Origin of the sequence: Sphingobium sp. CECT 9361 (assembly GCF_918741285.1) — a bacterium.
In the GTDB taxonomy this organism is placed as follows: Bacteria; Pseudomonadota; Alphaproteobacteria; order Sphingomonadales; family Sphingomonadaceae; genus Sphingobium.
In genome coordinates, this window is the sequence record NZ_CAKKNC010000020.1 from 51,945 (window position 1) to 69,582 (window position 17,638).

The 17,638-nt window shown below is 54.7% G+C and carries 15 protein-coding genes and 1 pseudogene; 9 read left to right on the forward strand and 7 right to left on the reverse strand.

Translation table 11 applies throughout. The annotated features are described in order from the left end of the window. Nucleotides 1-452 precede the first annotated feature (452 nt). The 6 genes from LQ220_RS20400 (at nt 453) to LQ220_RS20425 (ending at nt 6,285) form a co-directional block, all read left to right on the forward strand. A complete protein-coding gene (locus LQ220_RS20400; protein ID WP_230189955.1) occupies nt 453-1,076 on the forward strand; it encodes a polysaccharide biosynthesis/export family protein in 624 nt (207 codons plus the stop codon). Between the two features lie 21 nt (nt 1,077-1,097). Further along, complete coding sequence (locus LQ220_RS20405; protein WP_230189956.1) at nt 1,098-1,607, forward strand: hypothetical protein; 510 nt, start codon at nt 1,098-1,100, stop codon at nt 1,605-1,607. 43 nt (nt 1,608-1,650) lie between these two features. Further along, nucleotides 1,651-2,952, forward strand: a complete 1,302-nt coding sequence (locus LQ220_RS20410) for an outer membrane beta-barrel protein (protein WP_230189957.1) — start codon at nt 1,651-1,653, stop codon at nt 2,950-2,952. Between the two features lie 23 nt (nt 2,953-2,975). Continuing rightward, complete coding sequence (locus LQ220_RS20415) at nt 2,976-5,126, forward strand: polysaccharide biosynthesis tyrosine autokinase (RefSeq protein WP_230189958.1); 2,151 nt, start codon at nt 2,976-2,978, stop codon at nt 5,124-5,126. Nucleotides 5,127-5,137: 11 nt separating this feature from the next. Beyond that, complete coding sequence (locus LQ220_RS20420) at nt 5,138-5,776, forward strand: hypothetical protein (protein ID WP_230189959.1); 639 nt, start codon at nt 5,138-5,140, stop codon at nt 5,774-5,776. Nucleotides 5,777-6,018: 242 nt separating this feature from the next. Further along, entirely contained in the window at nt 6,019-6,285 is a 267-nt protein-coding gene (locus LQ220_RS20425; protein WP_230189960.1) for a hypothetical protein, read from the forward strand. Nucleotides 6,286-6,337: 52 nt separating this feature from the next. On the opposite strand, the gene LQ220_RS20430 is transcribed toward LQ220_RS20425, so the two are convergent. The 4 genes from LQ220_RS20430 to LQ220_RS20445 all read right to left on the reverse strand — a co-directional run bounded on the left by LQ220_RS20430 (nt 6,338) and on the right by LQ220_RS20445 (nt 9,356). Next, the gene (locus LQ220_RS20430; protein WP_230189961.1) at nt 6,338-7,681 is read right to left on the reverse strand and encodes an O-antigen ligase family protein; all 1,344 of its coding nucleotides are present in this window, start codon (nt 7,679-7,681) and stop codon (nt 6,338-6,340) included. 116 nt (nt 7,682-7,797) lie between these two features. Then, the gene (locus LQ220_RS20435) at nt 7,798-8,310 is read right to left on the reverse strand and encodes a transglutaminase-like cysteine peptidase (RefSeq protein WP_230189962.1); all 513 of its coding nucleotides are present in this window, start codon (nt 8,308-8,310) and stop codon (nt 7,798-7,800) included. 342 nt (nt 8,311-8,652) lie between these two features. Continuing rightward, nucleotides 8,653-8,886, reverse strand: a complete 234-nt coding sequence (locus tag LQ220_RS20440) for a hypothetical protein (protein WP_230189963.1) — start codon at nt 8,884-8,886, stop codon at nt 8,653-8,655. A gap of 89 nt (nt 8,887-8,975) precedes the next feature. Then, nucleotides 8,976-9,356 (reverse strand): hypothetical protein, encoded by a 381-nt coding sequence (locus LQ220_RS20445; RefSeq protein WP_230189964.1) that lies wholly within the window; start codon nt 9,354-9,356, stop codon nt 8,976-8,978. 455 nt (nt 9,357-9,811) lie between these two features. On the opposite strand from LQ220_RS20445, the gene LQ220_RS20450 reads away from it, so the two are divergent. Both LQ220_RS20450 and LQ220_RS20455 read left to right on the forward strand, forming a co-directional pair. After that, nucleotides 9,812-11,095 (forward strand): sugar transferase, encoded by a 1,284-nt coding sequence (locus LQ220_RS20450; protein ID WP_230189965.1) that lies wholly within the window; start codon nt 9,812-9,814, stop codon nt 11,093-11,095. Between the two features lie 197 nt (nt 11,096-11,292). Continuing rightward, nucleotides 11,293-11,817, forward strand: coding sequence for a MucR family transcriptional regulator (locus tag LQ220_RS20455; RefSeq protein ID WP_230189966.1), 525 nt, complete (start codon nt 11,293-11,295; stop codon nt 11,815-11,817). Nucleotides 11,818-12,662: 845 nt separating this feature from the next. Here the strand turns inward: LQ220_RS20455 and LQ220_RS20460 are convergent. Next, the gene (locus LQ220_RS20460) at nt 12,663-15,227 is read right to left on the reverse strand and encodes a calcium-binding protein (protein ID WP_230189967.1); all 2,565 of its coding nucleotides are present in this window, start codon (nt 15,225-15,227) and stop codon (nt 12,663-12,665) included. 621 nt (nt 15,228-15,848) lie between these two features. On the opposite strand from LQ220_RS20460, the gene LQ220_RS20465 reads away from it, so the two are divergent. Further along, nucleotides 15,849-17,063 (forward strand): cell wall hydrolase, encoded by a 1,215-nt coding sequence (locus LQ220_RS20465; RefSeq protein ID WP_230189968.1) that lies wholly within the window; start codon nt 15,849-15,851, stop codon nt 17,061-17,063. Between the two features lie 50 nt (nt 17,064-17,113). Here the strand turns inward: LQ220_RS20465 and LQ220_RS20470 are convergent, their stop codons facing one another. After that, nucleotides 17,114-17,284, reverse strand: coding sequence for a hypothetical protein (locus LQ220_RS20470; protein WP_230189969.1), 171 nt, complete (start codon nt 17,282-17,284; stop codon nt 17,114-17,116). A gap of 225 nt (nt 17,285-17,509) precedes the next feature. Next, nucleotides 17,510-17,638, reverse strand: a pseudogene (locus LQ220_RS20475) (UTP--glucose-1-phosphate uridylyltransferase); the annotation flags it as partial.

The following is a 17,638-nucleotide window of genomic DNA, read 5'->3' on the forward strand; positions in this document are numbered from 1 at the left end:
TGCCTGCAGCGAAAGTGAGGAGAGATACATCATGGCCCTGTAAGCGCGCGAGGATGACAAGCATCCTGCAATGTCCTGCCAAGCGGCCAAGCGTTGCGCGCCGACGGACCACGCCGGGACGGCCCTAAAATGCGCGGCCGGCAAAGACTGTAGCGATGGAAGGCAACCGGCATCTCAGGAGCATTCGGCGCTGTACGCAATGCGCACCCGGCCAGCACTTTAATCTTGGGCGACTCGCAAGATCGCTGCCTTGAACGGTACAGGGGCGCAAATCGCACAATGCAGCGCGGACGATGGTTTCGCGACGAACGGAAAATAGTTCAAATGCTGTTCAGTCTTTATTGGCTATTGCACCGGTAGATCCAAAAGCGGCGGGCCATCACATTTTGGTGGATGATCTTAGCTACTGCCGCCAAAGGACGTCATAGGGATCTATTGCTGCAACCGCGAGCGTGGAGTATGCAATTCATTCGGAATCTCGCGAGGTGATTGTGATTAAAATTCTTCGTATACTTTTGACCGTGCTGGTGTTGGGCCTCCCCTCTCTAGCCACAGCTCAGCAAACGCCGCCCAGTCCTGCGGCAGCACAATCGCCCGTCAGTGCGGGGGGGGTTGCCACTGGCTATCGCTTGGGGGTTGCCGACAAGGTTCGCGTGATCGTTTTCAACGAAGAATCCTTGTCCGGCGAATTTACCGTTAGTGATAGCGGAACCTTGTCGCTGCCTCTGATAGGAACCGTCGAAGCCTTGGGGCGCACCCCCGCCGATGTAATCACCGACATCCAGTCGCGGCTCGCCAATGGTTATCTTAGAGAACCAAAGGTGAGCATGGATGTGCTGACGTACCGACCCTTTTATATTCTGGGCGAAGTTGAAAAGCCGGGCGAATACCCGTTTGTCAATGGCCTTACGGTCATGAACGCCGTAGCCCGCGCAGAGGGGTATACGTATCGCGCCAATAAAAAGAAAGTTTTCATAAAGCGCGCCGGCGAATCGGAAGAAAAGAAGATGACACTTTCACCCGATTTAAAGATTTATCCGGGAGATACCGTGCGGATTGGCGAACGCTATTTCTGATCGGGTACAAGGGAGCTGTTTATGGGTAAGAGACGATATCTAATTGATGTACAGTTAGTAGCATCTTTCGCATTTTTCATGGCAGCTCCAGGCCATTCTGCACCTTCCATTGGTCCAGGCAAAGCCCCGGCGACGCACAAGCTGGCCGAACGCCTGGATCAATCGGAATGCCACGTACGAACCGTCGCTGCCAAGGCCGTCGACACAGAGAATGTTACCTATTTGCGCGGTATAATCGCGCAGACAATCGCTGCCCATCATCCCGCATCGCAACCAAAAGAGATACAGGGCGCCGTGCTGTTCGCGCTGGATCAAACGCGCAGTGCGCCATCGGCCACGGTCGCTGCCCTGGATGGTTTTCCGCTTGAGGGGCTATCCAAAAATCAAGTTGCTGCAATTACAAATTTGCGTGCATTGCGTAAAACGATGCTATGTGGCCAGGGGACCGGAGCGGCATCCGGCGATCTTTCGCTAACAGCAGGTCCGGATATTGGCGGAGGCGGCGTAACTTCGGACTATATCAATCCCTAGAAGCGTGCCATTGAACACCGGCAATAGTAAAAGGGCAAATCACGTGAAGCGTTATGTGTTACTGGGCTGTTCAGCCATTGCTGCAATGGCGGGAGTGCCGCAAGTTGCCCGTGCGCAACTGATCGGAGAGCAACTGCTCGATACAGCATTGCCACTTACCTACGACAGGGGCCGGAACGTTAGCGTGATCGACCGCCAACGACCCGAATATGAGCCTGTAGGCATTAATTTGGGTGGGTTCACCCTCTTGCCCGCGGTTGAAGCGCGTGTAGGACATACCAACAATGTGTATCAGACCCAAAACGGCGAAATCAGCGATGGTTACATCACGCTTGCGCCGCGTGCGACGGTTCGTTCGAACTGGTCCGTGCACTCTTTGAGGTTGGATGCCGGCGCACGCCTGCTGCGATATTTCAAGGAAGGCGATCGCAACGAAAACGGCTGGTATGTTGGGGGTGCCGGTACCTATGATATTTCCGGCGACGCATCTGTATCGCTCAGTGCCCGCACGGCCCGACAGTTTGAGACGCGGTTTTCAAGCGTTGCCAATCCCGACGTGAGGCAGGCAAATCCCTTCCAGTCGACAAATGCCAGGATTTTGGGGAAACTCATCTTGGCGCGATCCAAGATTTTGGCAGCCGCGACCTACAGTCGGCTGGACTACAAGTCAGTAGATCTCTTCAGCGGCGGGACGCTCGATCAGAATAATCGCGATCGCGATGTCTATCGCGGCACGTTGCACTATGAATATGGTCTGACCCCGGATACCAGCTTGTTGGCCGAAGTGTCATACACCCGGACCAACTATGACCTTCCATTAACTGCCGTGATTCCAAATAGAGATTCCGACGAATGGAATGCCCTGGGCGGCGTCAGCTTTGACTTGAGCGCTTTGGTGCGCGGAAGCATTGCTGCCGGCTATGTTCGGCGGTCCTTCGATGCCATCGACTATAAAACGGTATCGGGGGTTTCGGCAGCTGCTCGGATCGAGTATTTTCCTACAGAACTCACAACCGTCACCCTGGCAGCCCGACGCGAGATCGAAGACGCCAATGTTTTTGGGAGCAGCGCCTATTTTGCAAACAGTGGCGCTGTGCGCGTGGACCACGAGCTGTTGCGCAACCTTATAGTGAATATCGCTGGTGAATACGAGGTCGACAACTATTTTGCAGTGCCCGGCCGCGTCAAAATCTTCCGCGCGACCGGCGGAGCGAAATTTGCACTGAACAATATGATATCGCTGACAGGCGACGTTAGATACGCGAAGCGAACCAGTAGTGTGCCAACCATCGGTGCAGATATCTCGGAACGGCGCGCCACTATCGGCGTGATATTCCAGCGCTAAATGCCAACACGGGAGCTACCCAGGTGACAACGCCTTCTGCCGATATTTCACGCCCTTCATACCCGCTACCGGGTAGTGAACCCGATGGCCTCGCTAGTGGTTTGAGGCGGATTGGCGATGCCCTGCGGCGCCGGTGGCGGATGCTGCTAGCCATTGTCTGCCTCGTCGTTGCATCGTCGATAGTTGCGATAATGCTGATTACGCCACAATATGAGGCTACGGCGCGCCTGCGCATCGAACCTTCGCAGAACGCTCTTATCGGACAGCCCACCACGGGATCCAGTCTCCCCGATCAGTCGATCGTCGAAACCGAAGCCAGCGTGATGCGGTCACACGATCTGGCTATTCAGGTCGTGCGCAAGCTCAATTTGGCAGAGGATCGCGAATTCACCAAAACCTTAGATCCCTTGTCGGCAAATGCCAGCGCGGGCGCCAAAAAGCAGTATCTCGATGACGTTGCAGATATTGTTGCCAGCAGGGTATCTGCACAACGCGAAAAGGCCACCTACGTCGTCGATCTATCGTTTCAGTCGCCCGATGCTGCCAAAGCCGCGAAACTGGCCAACGCCTTTGCGGAAATTTATATCGAATCCAGCGTAAGTCGGCGCACGGGCACAGCCGCCCGGCAGGCCGCCATGCTTGAAAAACGCCTTGCGCAACTTGGCCAATCGGCTCAGTCGGCCGAAGCACGCCTTGGCCAGTATCGGGCCGCCACCGGCATCGTCGGCGAGGGATCTGTTTCCGTTACCGATCAACAGATAAGCCCTTTGGCCAGCCAGGTTGCAACTGCCGAGTCAGAGGCGGCAGCTGCCCGCTCGAAGCTCGCGGCGGCGCGTTCGCAGATCGGCTCGGGCGGCATCACGGCAGTATCAGCAGTCCTGGGATCGACGGTAATTTCCAACCTGCGTGCGCAGCGTGCGGCGTTGGTCACACAATCGAGCGAAATCGTCACACGCTATGGGCCTCGCCATCCCGAGAGTATCCGGATCAAGGAACAACTCCAGGCAATCGATCAGCAAATTCAGGAAGAAGCCAACCGTGTCATCGGCAGTTTGCAAAGCGAAGCCGGCGCTGCGACGGCACGTGCGGCAAGCTTGCGATCGGATCTGAACCAGCTAAAGGGTGCCCAGGCTGCCGAGACACAATATTCGGCTACAGCCGATACCTATAAACGGGCAGCAGAATCATCGAGAACGGCCTACAATCAGGCGTCCGAACTGGTTCAAAAGACCAATCAGATTGCGGCGAGCCCTATGGCTCAGGCACAGATTATTGAATCGGCATCGATCCCGGCGGAACCCTCGGCTCCAAACAAGAAAATGCTGCTGGCCGCCAGCTTTGCATTTGCCCTGCTCCTGGGGACGGGCACTGTAGCGATCCAAGAGTTGCTGTCGGCAGGGCTGCGGACGCGAAAGGATCTGGAATCCATCGGGTTGCCGCTGATCGCATCGATCCCGCTCGCGAGCAAAGCCGTTGCCACGAGGCGATCGCCCGCCGATGCGCTGGTCGATGCCCCCTTTACAGCCTATGCCGAAGCATTCCGCTCCATCAGGAGCACGCTCACGATAAGCAGCGAAAAGCCCCTCAAGGTCATCGCGCTTGTTTCTTCGATGCCAGGCGAAGGAAAAACGACAACTTCGCTTTCGCTAGCGCGCATGATGGCCATGTCGGGTGAGCGAACCGTCGTTGTGGATTTGGATACACGGCGGGCCGGCTTGAGCGCGGTCGTGAACATGGGAGGCAGCTCCGGGCTTGTTGAGGTCTTGCGAGACGGTATTCCCTTTACGAGCGCCATCCAGCCCGATGTGGTAGAGAAACTCGATATTTTGCCCGTCTCAGCCCCGTCTTTCGTACCTGACGACTTGTTTACCAGCGATCCCATGCGGGACCTATTGACTGCCCTTCGCAGCAGCTATGACTGCATTATATTCGACACCCCGCCCCTTCTTGGCGTCGCGGATGCGCGCGCGGTAGCCGCGATCGCCGATGCGGTCATAGTTGCAGTACGCTGGGACAAGACGCCGAAATCTGCAGTGGTTGCCGTGCGGGACATTCTTGAACAGGATCACGCCAAAACCGTTGGAGCAATTTATACAATGGTTGATCCCAATGCTGAGGTGAATGGCGCTCTGTATTATTCAAACCGCTACTCTGCTTATTATCAGAAAGACTAGATACGCTGGCAATGTCCCTCAATTCAGCACTCACCGTTGGCGTACGCCTCTGTCTGCTGGGACTGATGGGTATTGCATTACTGGTCGCCGTTCAGCTTGCCCGTCAGGAGGGCCAACTGGCGTCAGTAGAGCGGCAGGTGGGTAGCCAGTGGCGTACCGATACACTCGGCACCTTGCCAAAGCTCGCGACCGCGTCGCCACGCCTATGTCTGGTTCTTGCATTGAGCAAAGCGAAAGCGGCCACGATGGAGCAGGATTATCCATCGCGTCGCGCGCATCTGGCTCTTGCCAATGCTTTGGTGGAGAGGGCCATCAATGCGCGTCCAGCATGGGGGGAAGCTTGGGTTGTAAAGACATATATCCTGTTTCTTGAATATGGGCCCAATGATCCGGCCACGCTAAATGCCTATGCGGCCAGTCTCAAAAGCGCACCGTATCTGCGTGACTCCGCCTATTGGCGAATCCGTTTTGGCGCAGTTCATTGGAACAAGCTTGATCGCACGACCCGCGAGCGTGTGCTTAATGAAGCGCAATGGACCGCGAATATTGCACGCTCCGATGCCATGCGCGTCACGCGGCTCCTTGGCACTAGTGGAGCGGCGAACGCCTTCAATCTCCGCAAGCCTGCGCTACGCGACTTTTCCCGATAAGGTCCTATAGTGGCATTGTGAGACCAGGCGATATCTCTGTGCCGGCTCGGGAAGACCCCTTATGGGCTTCACGATAGTCGCCACTTGAGGGATAGGGAGCCCATCCGCGACCGCACCATCGCGCCTTACAGCACTTGAGCGGGGCCCGATAAGGGTTCCTTCATAGTTAATACGCTACAGCCATAGCGTAGAGGCGTATTGTATGGCCCGAACTGCGATGACGTCGGAAGGGAAGATTACACATGGCTGAGGAAGGCGAAAAGCCCGATCTCTATGGAGCCCTCGTCGGCTGGTCGTCGCAGGATCTTGGAGACAAGTTGCTGGTAAAGTTGCAGGTCATGGAAACGGCTCAGGACAAGGCGAGCAATCATCCGCGATCCTATTTTTTGCTGCTTACAAGCAACCAGGCCACAATCCTTGGCACCTACCTGTTCCAAAAATCGGGCGCCACGCCCCGCACCCGAAAGTCCAGCTGGTTCAGAAGGCTATTAGGTCGCACTGATAGCTAGATCGTTGGCGCGGGTTTACGCTACCGCTCGATCAGCGCTTCTGGATTTCAGATCATACCCTGAGACGGGGTGTTGCGATGGACTGGCGCACCTCGTTAGAAACACTGTGTGTTCGGTGCCGGATGTTTTGACCCCAAAGCAGCCCTGCCAGCAGCGCGAACAACATTGTTACTGCTGGCACGTCAAGCGCAATGTCGATTGACCCGCACAGGAGGATAAACAAACACGCAGCGATAGCACTGATCTGGACCGGGTTTTTGGCCATCCCGCGATATCCGGCAAAAATAGGTACGGTAATTAGCAGGGCTGTTATCGCTAGAGCGGTTATGAACATCCATCCATGCTCCAGCAACAAGCTTAGAACGAAGTTATGCGGAGAATTAACGTACCACAGGAGACGAGCGTCACTCGGTGTGCGCATAGCCAGATTGTTGATTTCTACGAACGAGGCCGGTCCATATCCCAATAAAGGCGCGTCACGTGCCACTTCGGCATAACGGGACCAGATAGCCACGCGCTCCAATAGGTCGCCACCAAGAAAGGACACGCGATCAAAAGTGGCACTGCCTACCGCAAGCAGGATCGTCGCCAGCATGAGGGTTACGCCACCGCCGACGAGAATCCCCTGTGGATTCATGATTAGACGCCGCGTTACGCTATCGCGGACCAGCATCGTTGCAATAGTAATGACGGTAAGCAGGAGCGCAGTACGGGATCCGGTTATGGCGCAGGCCCCAATGGCAAGCACTGTTACGGCAATCATAAGAAGCGGCACTATTGTCCTTATACCCGATCGAACCGGATAGCGCAGACTGTCCTGAAGCGTTCCGGTTGCGAGAATTGCAGTGACGCCAAACAGGCATGCGCTTGCGTTGGCATTAAGAAGGGTGCCGGTGAATCTGAACAGATTAATGCCCTTCGAAAGCCCCCACACGTGGATCGGGTCGAACTGGCGCAGGACCAACCCCAATATGATATCGACAACACCAGCGAGTACGAGGCCGAGCAGACAGTTGCGAAGTCCGCTGCGCCTGTATCCGACCCAGCTTCCAGCAAGCATGAATGCCGTTGCCGCAAAAAGGCGGATCATGCCAAAACTGTAGAGGTCAGGGGCCAGGAAATCCCACGGAGCGTTGTACCACCGTGGTAGAGCCGCGATGACGTTCAGTAGTGCCAGGCCCGCCAAACCCGGCCACGCCAGCTTCCAAAACCGACCTGCAGGTTCTAAAACAAGCAAGGTAATGATCGCTGCGCCCAAGCTTAGGGCTGCGCCAATCATGGCCAGCATTCCGCTATTTCCGCCCAATGCAATATAATAATAGAGCATTATGCAGGCGAGTATCCATGCCAAGACCCTCGGCCGTGCATCGCGGCTATACATGGCGACTTGCTTCAAGGCACTGATCCCCTCACCTGAGATAAGGTGCAAGAAGCCACGCTTTTCATGCTCCGTTCCCCAACTTATGTTCACGTTAAACCCGCAAGTCGCCTATGACTAGCGGTAAACATAATTCAAGATACGGATGTATCTGTTGTCATATTCTCTACTGTAAGCCAGGACTTTGGATTGTCCGTCGACTGCTGGCGCAGCCATACATAATCGGTACGATACCAGTGGACCACCTGCGGATAGAGGTTATCTAGAATATAGTCTCCGTCCTCCAATCGGGCCACAAGAACCACATGCAATCCATTGCGGGGACGATAAGTTACCGCGAGAAACAGCGATTTTGGATCAAAGCCCGATGCAACCAGCCGCGCGCGTTTCTCCATTGCGATGTCCTCGCAGTCTCCTGTCGCTCTGGCACGCGGCGCGGGCTTAGCCCAATGTTCGCCCGTACCGTAGCTTTGCCAATCGGAGCGCTGAACTATGTCTCGATTGACATGGCGATTGATGTTTCGAAGCTGCTCGAGACCATTATTTCGGTTCTTCGACGAAGATACCGTTCCGGTAGCATGATCTGGACGGCACAGTGTTTGATCGCGCGCGCACATTGCGACAAAACCTGAAGGTGCGTCCGCCAAAAGGCCACCTGGGAGGAACGGTGCGGGTGAGGAAGAGGCAGTCGCCGGATGGACCGCTGCGATAGCCGCAAATGATATAAAGAAACGTATCCAGCACGCCCATGTCTTCAGCATATTCCATCCCACCTTCAGCCACGCATTTTGCAACACAGGAGCTGTAAACACCCCTAAGCGGCATATTTACCGGACTGTTAACCATATTTTGCGCCATAGTGCATGTCTCTTTTGTGGCGCGAGGCGTGGGTGGGCAGTCAAAGCAACCGCGCTTTCGACGACAGCATTCCAGGCAGGTCCCCCTCTGGCGCCCATCCTGAAACTGGCCGCTGACGATCATGCTATCGCTTATGTGCTGCCAGTCCCGGTCAGCCCGAGATCGACCAGCGCGATGAGCAGCACGCCAAAACGCCGGAAGCGAATATAGACCGACCTCCACTTCCCATATCGCCCATGCGTCTCGCGCCAGGGGCGGCGCACATGCACCATATGCAGCAGGCCGTGCAGGAACAGCCGATTGCCGGAGGATGGACGGGCTTTAGGGCGCGTTCTGAGGGCAGCAACAGCCGGACGACCGACCATTCCGCGCCCAATACACTCCCTCTTGCCTCCAGAAGGCCGTCTTTGATCGAAAATCGGCCCAGTAGGGAATCGGGCTATGGCAACGCCATCTAGGCTTTAGGCCCGCTGTCCTGAGCCGCCTTCGACGCACTTCTGGTTGCGCTGATGATTACGCCGAGCACGATGCCAATGGAGACGCCAATTGCAGGATGATCGAATGCTGCGCCGAGCGATGCGCCCATAGCCACTCCCAGACCGACATATTTACCTGACATTGCCCATCTCCTTCCCACGCCCGTCAGTATAGATAGGTTCACTCCCAGTTCAAAAGAATACGGTTTGCTTGTCTGATCCGTGCCATTCACATTTGGCAGCCAGGATGCACCGGCATACACACTGGAGCCACTGCAACGAGCGGCGCGCGCGCTTGTTTGCCGAACTTTGTCGAAACGCCCTGGCTTGATGCCGAACCGCCCCATGGGAGCACCCATTTAATCGCCTTTAGATTGAAACAGCGGGGTACCAGCGCCGTCTTTTCGGAAGACGAGGAACCGTGCGCGTTTGATGCGTCGCCTTTGACGGGAGTGCGGACACGCAAAACAGCTTGGGAAACGCGTCACTTCAAAACGCGAACTATCGCTTCTGTTCATGAAAAGCCGCTCAAGCCTTTCATGCTCTACAGCGTCTCACTTCGTCATATGTCACCTGTTCTATGGAGAGCTAAGTTACTGGATATCGTACAAATAAACTGTTAAACTTACAGTGCCACGGTATACGCGCATGCGGCTGGCCTGTCTTTCAAAGCGCTATGGAACATCTAGCAGAACTATAGAAGAGCAGGCCGACAATGAGCAGTCTTCATCAGACGGATAGAACAGCTGAGGCCAGGCCCGTTCCGCCTCCCGAGAAGCGAACCCACCGGCTATGCCTATACTTTGAACTGCTCTTGACGGACTGCATCGTCATTTTTATCGGTTTTTATGTGGCCGGTGCGGTACTTGGAGACAGCGTGCACCTGTCTTCGACCAAACTTTCAGCAATGATCATACCGCCCTATCTGGGCTACGCGGCGCATAATGGCGTATACGGCAATTCGATACTTTCTATGCCTCGCGAGAATGCGGCCAAGTCATGCCGAGCTCTGCTATACTCTGTGGCTGCACTGGTCCTGTTTTTATTTTTGATAAAGGAGAGCGCAAAAGTTACGCTAACCCAATTGGTGGTAGGTACTGTGCTTTCCGGAATGTTGATCGTGGCTACGCGGGTGTCGTTTAGGCACTATGCTAATCGACGTCTAAGGGGGTCTCCGGCAAACACGCTCTTGATCATCGATGACGTCGCAATTGTGTGTGCCGATACGTCCTATTGTGTAGCAACGGGACCTATCGGGTTTGAGCCGGACCTGGGAAATCCAGAAATGTTGCGCAAACTCGGCCTGCTCGTCCAAGGCTTCGAGCGCGTAGTGGTTTCCTGCTCCGTCGAACGACGAACACGTTGGACCATGCTGCTGCGGGGAGCCAATATCAACGGCGAAATAATCGCATCGGAATTTGCTGCCTCAGGCGTACTGGGCGTTAGTGTGTTTTGCGGACATAACACCCACCAGGTGTCCCGCGGCCCGCTGTGCACTGTAAACCGTGCCAAGAAGCGAATCCTCGATCTAAGTCTTACGGTTCCGATCCTCATCCTGCTGGCGCCGCTGCTCATCATCGTGGCGCTTGCTATCAAGGTCGAAAGTACAGGGCCTGTGCTGTTCCAGCAAAACAGGATGGGACGGGGAAATCGCGTTTTCAAGATCATGAAATTTCGCAGCATGCGCACCGATATGTCCGACAGTAGCGGCGAGCGGTCTGCGTCTCGTGACGATGACCGGGTTACGCGGGTAGGAAGACTCATCCGCGCAACAAGTATCGATGAACTTCCCCAGCTCATCAATGTGCTTTTGGGCGACATGAGTTTGGTAGGACCACGACCACATGCCTTGGGCTCGCGCGCGGGTAACCAGCTGTTCTGGGAAATCGATGAAAAATACTGGATCCGCCATTGTTTAAAGCCTGGCATAACTGGCTTGGCCCAGGTTCGCGGATATCGAGGGGCGACCGACGTCCCAGATGACCTCATCAATCGGCTGGGGGCTGACCTTGAATATATCGACTCCTGGACGCTAAGCCGGGAAATTGTCATTCTTCTGCGCACGTTAAAAGTGATCGTGCATCGCAACGCGTTTTAAACAGGGTTTTTGGGACCTGATAATCCCCGATAGGCCTGATGCGCACGATCAAACGCGCATGAGCAATAAGCAGCTTCAAAACTATTTCTACAAACAAAAACAAGCCTCTGCTATCAAATCTTCCTTCTTGATCAATCCTGAAAAACCTATGTAAGGCCGATGCCAGAAGTTTGACCCGATGCTCAAGGTAGCCCCCCATGAAGAATGCACAATTGCTGACCACTCTTACTTCCTCGATCGCTACCGCATTTGTAGCCAACAATTCTGTGCCAGCAGCCGAAGTGGGAACTATAATCAGGCTTATTTATGAGGGTTTAAGTAATGCTGCACTGCCGCAAATAGCGCCAGCCCCGACATACATTGGGGCAACAACCGTCCGCAAATCGCTTGCCAACCCCGACAAGCTAATATCGATGATTGACGGCAAGGCCTATTCCAGCCTGAAGCGTCACTTGTCGTCGCAGGGCATAACTCCAGAAATCTACCGTTCGCGTTACGATCTTCCACACGACTATCCCATGGTCGCCCCAGGCTACTCGCTCAAACGCCGCGCCCTTTCCATTCAAGGGGGCCTTGGCCGCACATCAATGCCTATTGAATCGCACAGTGACGGTACGCCTGCGCACAATACAGATGCTAAATTAAAGAAGCGAAAGCCTTTGACTATCGCGGCCCCGAAGGGTTCGCAAACAAAAGACCTGGCGCCGCATCGTTCACGTTAACCGGAGAGCCTTTTTCTATTGACAGAGTACACGTTCCAATGCGTGCGTTGGCAACAATCTCGGGGCGCTATCACCGTACCTTAGTTCACTAGCATATGCCCCTGTCACGCCTCAGGCATATAATAAGGAAATGCGTTTCTATAACGCTTCTTACGGATTGGTATAAATAGGAAATAGAATACCTTGGTTGTTTTCCTGGCATCTTTTTCGACTGTCTTCCAACCAATCAATTTCATGACGGCTTCCAACTATTTTCTTCGACGACCGCACCAGCCCAGCGGATTGGCCATATCAAAGGTCGATCTATGGCGATCAGCATGATGTCAAATATCCGCCTGTGTCGGGTCATTATAGGGTGTCCCATCGAATATGTCCTCATAGAACTATCGTGGCAAGCGCATAGTCGTTGAGCCCGATCCGGCTACCTGATTGCTGTGACGCCGCCCAGACAATATCTTTGATCTTATATGTCGGTTCGTCATGGCACCCAAAAAATGTCGGCTCTTGCGCGTCGTTGCAGTCCGCATCCTTGCTCAGGCCAAGCTTGCCTTTTGGGGACTCTCCTCTTGCCAATCTACCCCTATTGGGGGCGATCGACGGCAAAGACTATAAAAGCTAAGCCTATGCAAGATCCGCACAAATGTCTGCCGATCAAAGCCCCAGTGGGTCATCTTTCCTCCACAGCGCATGCCGTGTCGGGCCGAGAGCGACTATACTGACCTGGTCGCCCATGCGGCTTCGATCCTCCCAGCGGTGCTGTACTCGCGAAGGCATTGCAACCCAACAGAGCAGGTGAGTAAAACCCGCCTCATCTCCTCCAATCCCGACCAAAGACGTCCGATGCCTCAAAACAGTATGATATCTGACAAGGTGAGATCCGGGGCATTGTCTAGTACCATTATCTTAACCGGGGCGCGCCAGCCGGTGCCGTCCGCATCCCACCACAGGGTCCCCGAGTTCTCATTATACAACAGCGTGGGGTCCGCGCGCACGGCCGCGGGTTTGGCATTCGACACGAATATCAGATCACCGATGCTTCCTATGCCAAACGCTGTGGTAAGGCCGATTTTATCCACGCCGTGCTGAAAATCTGTGATGGTATCGACAATATCGGATATCCCTGTCAGGACGAACGTGTCCGCCCCGCTTCCGCCGGTAAGCTTGTCATAGCCGCTTCCTCCGATAAGGATGTCCGCACCGGCACCGCCGATAAGAATATCGTTATGCGTTCCGCCTTCAAGCCGGTCATTACCGTCTCCGCCATTGAGCGTGTCCGCACCCCCAAGGCCATAGAGAACGTCATTGCCCTCAAGGCCAAAGATCACATTCACGCTACTGTTGCCGGTCAAGCGGTCTGCATATGCGCTCCCCATGAGATTTTCGATTTGACTGAAGCTATCTCCTGCAGCGTCACCTGTATTGGTCGCTGGGACCTTGAGGCTGACCGTCACCCCGCTGCTTGCATCAGCATAGCTGGCCGTGTCCTTTCCAGATCCGCCCATGAGTATGTCGGCGCCCCCGCCCCCGGCGAGCATGTCATCGCTTGCCATACCATTTAGCCAGTCCCTCCCTGCGCCGCCAATGAGCAGATCGGCCTTCGCGGTCCCAAGCAGGGTGTCGGCTGCGGAAGATCCAAGTTGACGCGCCATATGGCCAAGATCTGCGAACGCCGAGGGAAGCGCTGCGGGCGCCCCAGGCTTCGCTACCACCCCTCCTGTGTATTTGGATCCGTTGTTGGTGACGAAGATCGAGTCTGATATATTGGACGCCGTAAGCGAGGAGGCCGCCACCCCTTCGAGCGTTGCAAGGGTCACATAGCTGTTGCCGCCGCCATCTGTATCCACCTGAAACAGGCTGTTCGCTCCAGATTGCACGAAGCGTGCATGGCCCGCAAGACTGTCCCAGTTTAGCGAGTGCGACATCACCGACACGTCAATGACATCGCCCGAAGGACCGCCCTTGAAATCCTTGATCACGTCGCCCGCTTCTGACGCTGCATGATAGGCGAAGCGGTCTATTCCGCCCCCTCCGGTAAGAATATCCGCGCCCGATCCGCCCCATATAAAATCGTTACCGGCCTTACCGTCGATCCGATCAATGCCCTTGCCGCCCAACAATTGGTCGCCGGCAGCCGTGCCTGCGATCGTCTCGTTTGTGGCAAAGGCGCCAATCTTAAGCGTCACGCCCTTTATCGTGGTGCTTGGATCATTGGGCGAAATGGTGACCTTATTAGACAATATCTCGAAGACACTGTTCGATATGGTGTTTCCCCACGGACTGTTCTGATTGTAGTAAGCGTAGCCACTGTTTTCCTTCAAATTAACGCCGTTGACGGTAATCCCGCGCGCATCGCCGTCGCCATATTCAAAAAACACGATACCCCGGCCGTTCCCGGCTCCAGAGACATTTGAAAATTCGTTGTTGAGACCTCGCGCGCCCAACACCCCGTAACTGTCAAAAACCAAACTATCCTTAACAGAATTGAACCGACCTTCTGAGTGCCATGAAAATGCATAGGCAGTGGTATTTTTGGCAATGACGTTCGATACATTCATTCCATAGTCGGCACCATATTTTGACGGGTCGGCATGTGTCCTTGTCAATCCGATGGCGTTGTCGTCAGTTGCATGGCGAACTTTCTCCGCATAAAAACCGTCAACGGTTGTGTTAACGGAGCTCGCCGAGTGAACCCCATAGCCATAATGGCCTTTGGCCGTATTGTCGGTGAGGTTGATTGCAGAGGATTGCACAAGCCTGCCATTGACAGAATCTACGAAGTTGAATCCCATTGAGTTGCCGTTTTTGACCGACATATGCTCAAGCTGGGTATCGACGGTAGACCGCACCTCCACAAGGGCTTTCGTCCAGCTTGGGTGGGACTGATCGCCAAGAACTGTACCATTCCTCACAACTGCAGTTCCGCCTTCGTAAGCGGATGCGCGGACATTGGTCTTGTACAGCTCGGCGTAGTGCAGGTCGCCGCCGAGGGTGAGCGTATTGCCGTTTACCGCTGTAACCTTCAACGCCTGCCCAAGGCGGGTCGTAGCCCCTTGATCATTGGGCAACGCATCATCCGAATATAGTTTTACATGGTCGCCCACCGATACCGCAGAGGCGCCATTATATTTAACCGTGACCGATCCGCCGGCATTTTTTCCCAACACCGCCGAGGCGCCGTCAGCGTGCCCACCCAAAACCGACAAAACAGTGATGTCGCCCGCCTGCTTAAGCGTTGCTCCGTTTAGATCAATTGTTACGGACCTGTTGCTGACGTCGACCTTCAAGCTTTCCGTAAACGAAAATATCTTGTTTTTTGGAAGAATTAATGTGTCGCCGCTTTTAAGCGCCGATATTGCAGATTGCACGCCTTTAGCCGTCACGCCAGACGTGAGATAAACAGTATTCGCCATGCAAATTTTCCACCCGACCCGATTTTTATTAGCCCGCCGGAACTATAGCGCTGCATTCGTTAACCTTAATTGTTAACCTTCTCTCATTCTAGGGTCCTCATCGTGGATTTTGTCCCGTTCAGCGTGAAATCCTGGCGAGATCGTCAAACTTTTTCAGTCCAGAAGGGCTATTTCCATCTCTGATCACGAGTTCATTGATCCGACAAATCGCGAACAGGGAGCCATCCTTCTGGATCGCGGCACCGGCAAAACATGTGTAAAAAAGCAGGCCAGCGTGGCACGTTGGTGCATCAGCTAAGGGCGTACCGGGCTCGCGCTCTGTACAATTTGGTATCGTGACATTGCGCGCCTGGTGCTAGCGCGCGCAGCAACCTGGCTGCGCGAGGCTGATGCTCAATCCAACGGCAGGTGATAATAGCGATGGGAACCAAAGCTCCGGCAAGACATTAGCCACAAGCCGTGGTGGACGCCTCTTAGCTGTTTATAGCGAATGTGTCTGCAGAGGCCGTGCCCTGATGACCAGAATTTTCGTTAAAATGTGGAAGCACTGCCAGATTTTAGTCTTTTATAGACTGTGGTTACCGTATGGGCCCGTCTTCGGGTGACGCGTTAGGGTATTGGATGACCGAACAATTTCGCTTCAGCAAGGCGTACGCCTTTTTTATTACTGCACTAATCCTTACCGCGATTGTGGCAATAATAGCATATGCGTTGCCGAAGAGCCACAATGGCACAAGGCGCTTGATCGTTTCATCACCAATCCAACAGGGATTCGACGCGTCGGCCGGGAAGAACATCGAATCTCTCATCGTGGCGCCATCGACGATTGCCGCTGTATCACCCAGCAGCGCTAAAAAGATCAATACGTCCGTTCCATTCATCGCTGGACCTGTAACATCTGCCCTACCCTACCAATTTCTCGGTCGTCCCTTGGACCGGGAACGGGCCATCAGCTGCCTAGCAGCGGCGCAATATTATGAAGCGGGCAACGATGAGGAAGGCCAGCGTGCGGTAGCGCAAGTGGTCCTAAATCGCCTACGACATCCTGCCTACCCCAAATCTATCTGCGGGGTCGTCTTCCAAGGACAGGAGAGAGCAACAGGGTGTCAGTTCACATTCACTTGTGATGGTGCCATGGCTCGGAAGCCTGCCGGGGCCGCTTGGAAGCAGGCCCGCGCTGTTGCCGAACAGATGCTATCGGGATCAACCTATAAACCGGTCGGATACGCGACACATTATCATACAGACTGGGTGGTACCCTATTGGAGCAGTTCACTCGATAAAATAGCGGCTGTCCGAACTCATTTATTCTTTCGCTGGAAAGGGGGCTGGGGACAGCCCCGCGCCTTTCGATGGCAAGGCATTGTCCCAGAACCGCTTATTACAAAGCTGAATATGCTGTCGTCGGCGCATTCATCGCAAAACCCGTCAGAATTTGAAATCCAAAATGCGAGCACATCGCCCGAACTTGCAACTCCTCACGATCCTGGAACATCAAATGTTCTGTCACAAAAGGTCTCCGGCTCAGTCAGGATAATCGGCAGATTGCCCCAAACGAACGCATTTATCGTCCAGTTTTCAGATGATGCAAGCCCGTTGCAATATGCCGCCTTGGCGCAAAGCGTATGCGAAGGCTATGACCGGTGCAACCTGATGGGCTGGACCTCTGTCCAACACGCACCAACGGAGTTTCCTTTGGCAGCCGGCGCGCTCGCGACCATGACGTTTAACTATGTCAAGGAAACGCGGGGTCCGAAATATTCGAGCTACTGGAACTGTCGATTGCTTCAGCCGCCATCAGGGGGGCGGTGCCTGGGAGACAAGTCATCGCTATAAGAGCAAGTGCTCAGACCGATGCGCCCATTCCAATCATGCTTGCTTGAGGCCTAGTCGTGCTCACCCTTTGTGGCCAGTCTATCGTCCAGTGACAGCCATCGGTCTTCGAGGCGATCCCAGATTTCATCCCAGTCTTTTGCTTTCATTCTTGTAAGAAATCGCGCTTCCGCATCTATAGGAAACGGGATGATGGTGCCGCCCAGGGGATCCTTCTGTGTCATGCCTTTGTACTCCCAAGAACGCCAGCCTGTGGGCCTGGCATGTGTCTATGGTCCTACCACGCCCAGCCATCTAGATTATATGGTCCTTTGTAGCACCAAATGGGGGATGAATCCTTAACGGCCTGTGGAATGGCACTTTGGCCAGCAACTTCTAGCGCAATGGGCCGAACGCACTCCCTATTCGGGGCCCAGGAGCGCGGGCATCCAGAACATAGCCTCGATAAGTTAGCGGGCCAGCAATTCCGTGGCGAAGGCCCGGATATGCGCGCCGATGTCTTCGCGTTCCAGCGCGAGCGCGAAGTTGGCTTCGATGAAACCGGCCTTCGACCCGCAATCGTAGCGGTCGCCCTTGAA

Coding starts and splice junctions, on each gene's coding strand:
- LQ220_RS20405 (WP_230189956.1), top strand. CDS start 1,098: ATGGGTAAGAGACGATATCTAATTGATGTACAGTTAGTAGCATCTTTC.
- LQ220_RS20420 (WP_230189959.1), top strand. CDS start 5,138: ATGTCCCTCAATTCAGCACTCACCGTTGGCGTACGCCTCTGTCTGCTG.
- LQ220_RS20425 (WP_230189960.1), top strand. CDS start 6,019: ATGGCTGAGGAAGGCGAAAAGCCCGATCTCTATGGAGCCCTCGTCGGC.
- LQ220_RS20440 (WP_230189963.1), bottom strand. CDS start 8,886: ATGGTCGGTCGTCCGGCTGTTGCTGCCCTCAGAACGCGCCCTAAAGCC.
- LQ220_RS20445 (WP_230189964.1), bottom strand. CDS start 9,356: ATGGGTGCTCCCATGGGGCGGTTCGGCATCAAGCCAGGGCGTTTCGAC.
- LQ220_RS20455 (WP_230189966.1), top strand. CDS start 11,293: ATGAAGAATGCACAATTGCTGACCACTCTTACTTCCTCGATCGCTACC.
- LQ220_RS20460 (WP_230189967.1), bottom strand. CDS start 15,227: ATGGCGAATACTGTTTATCTCACGTCTGGCGTGACGGCTAAAGGCGTG.
- LQ220_RS20465 (WP_230189968.1), top strand. CDS start 15,849: ATGACCGAACAATTTCGCTTCAGCAAGGCGTACGCCTTTTTTATTACT.
- LQ220_RS20470 (WP_230189969.1), bottom strand. CDS start 17,284: ATGACACAGAAGGATCCCCTGGGCGGCACCATCATCCCGTTTCCTATA.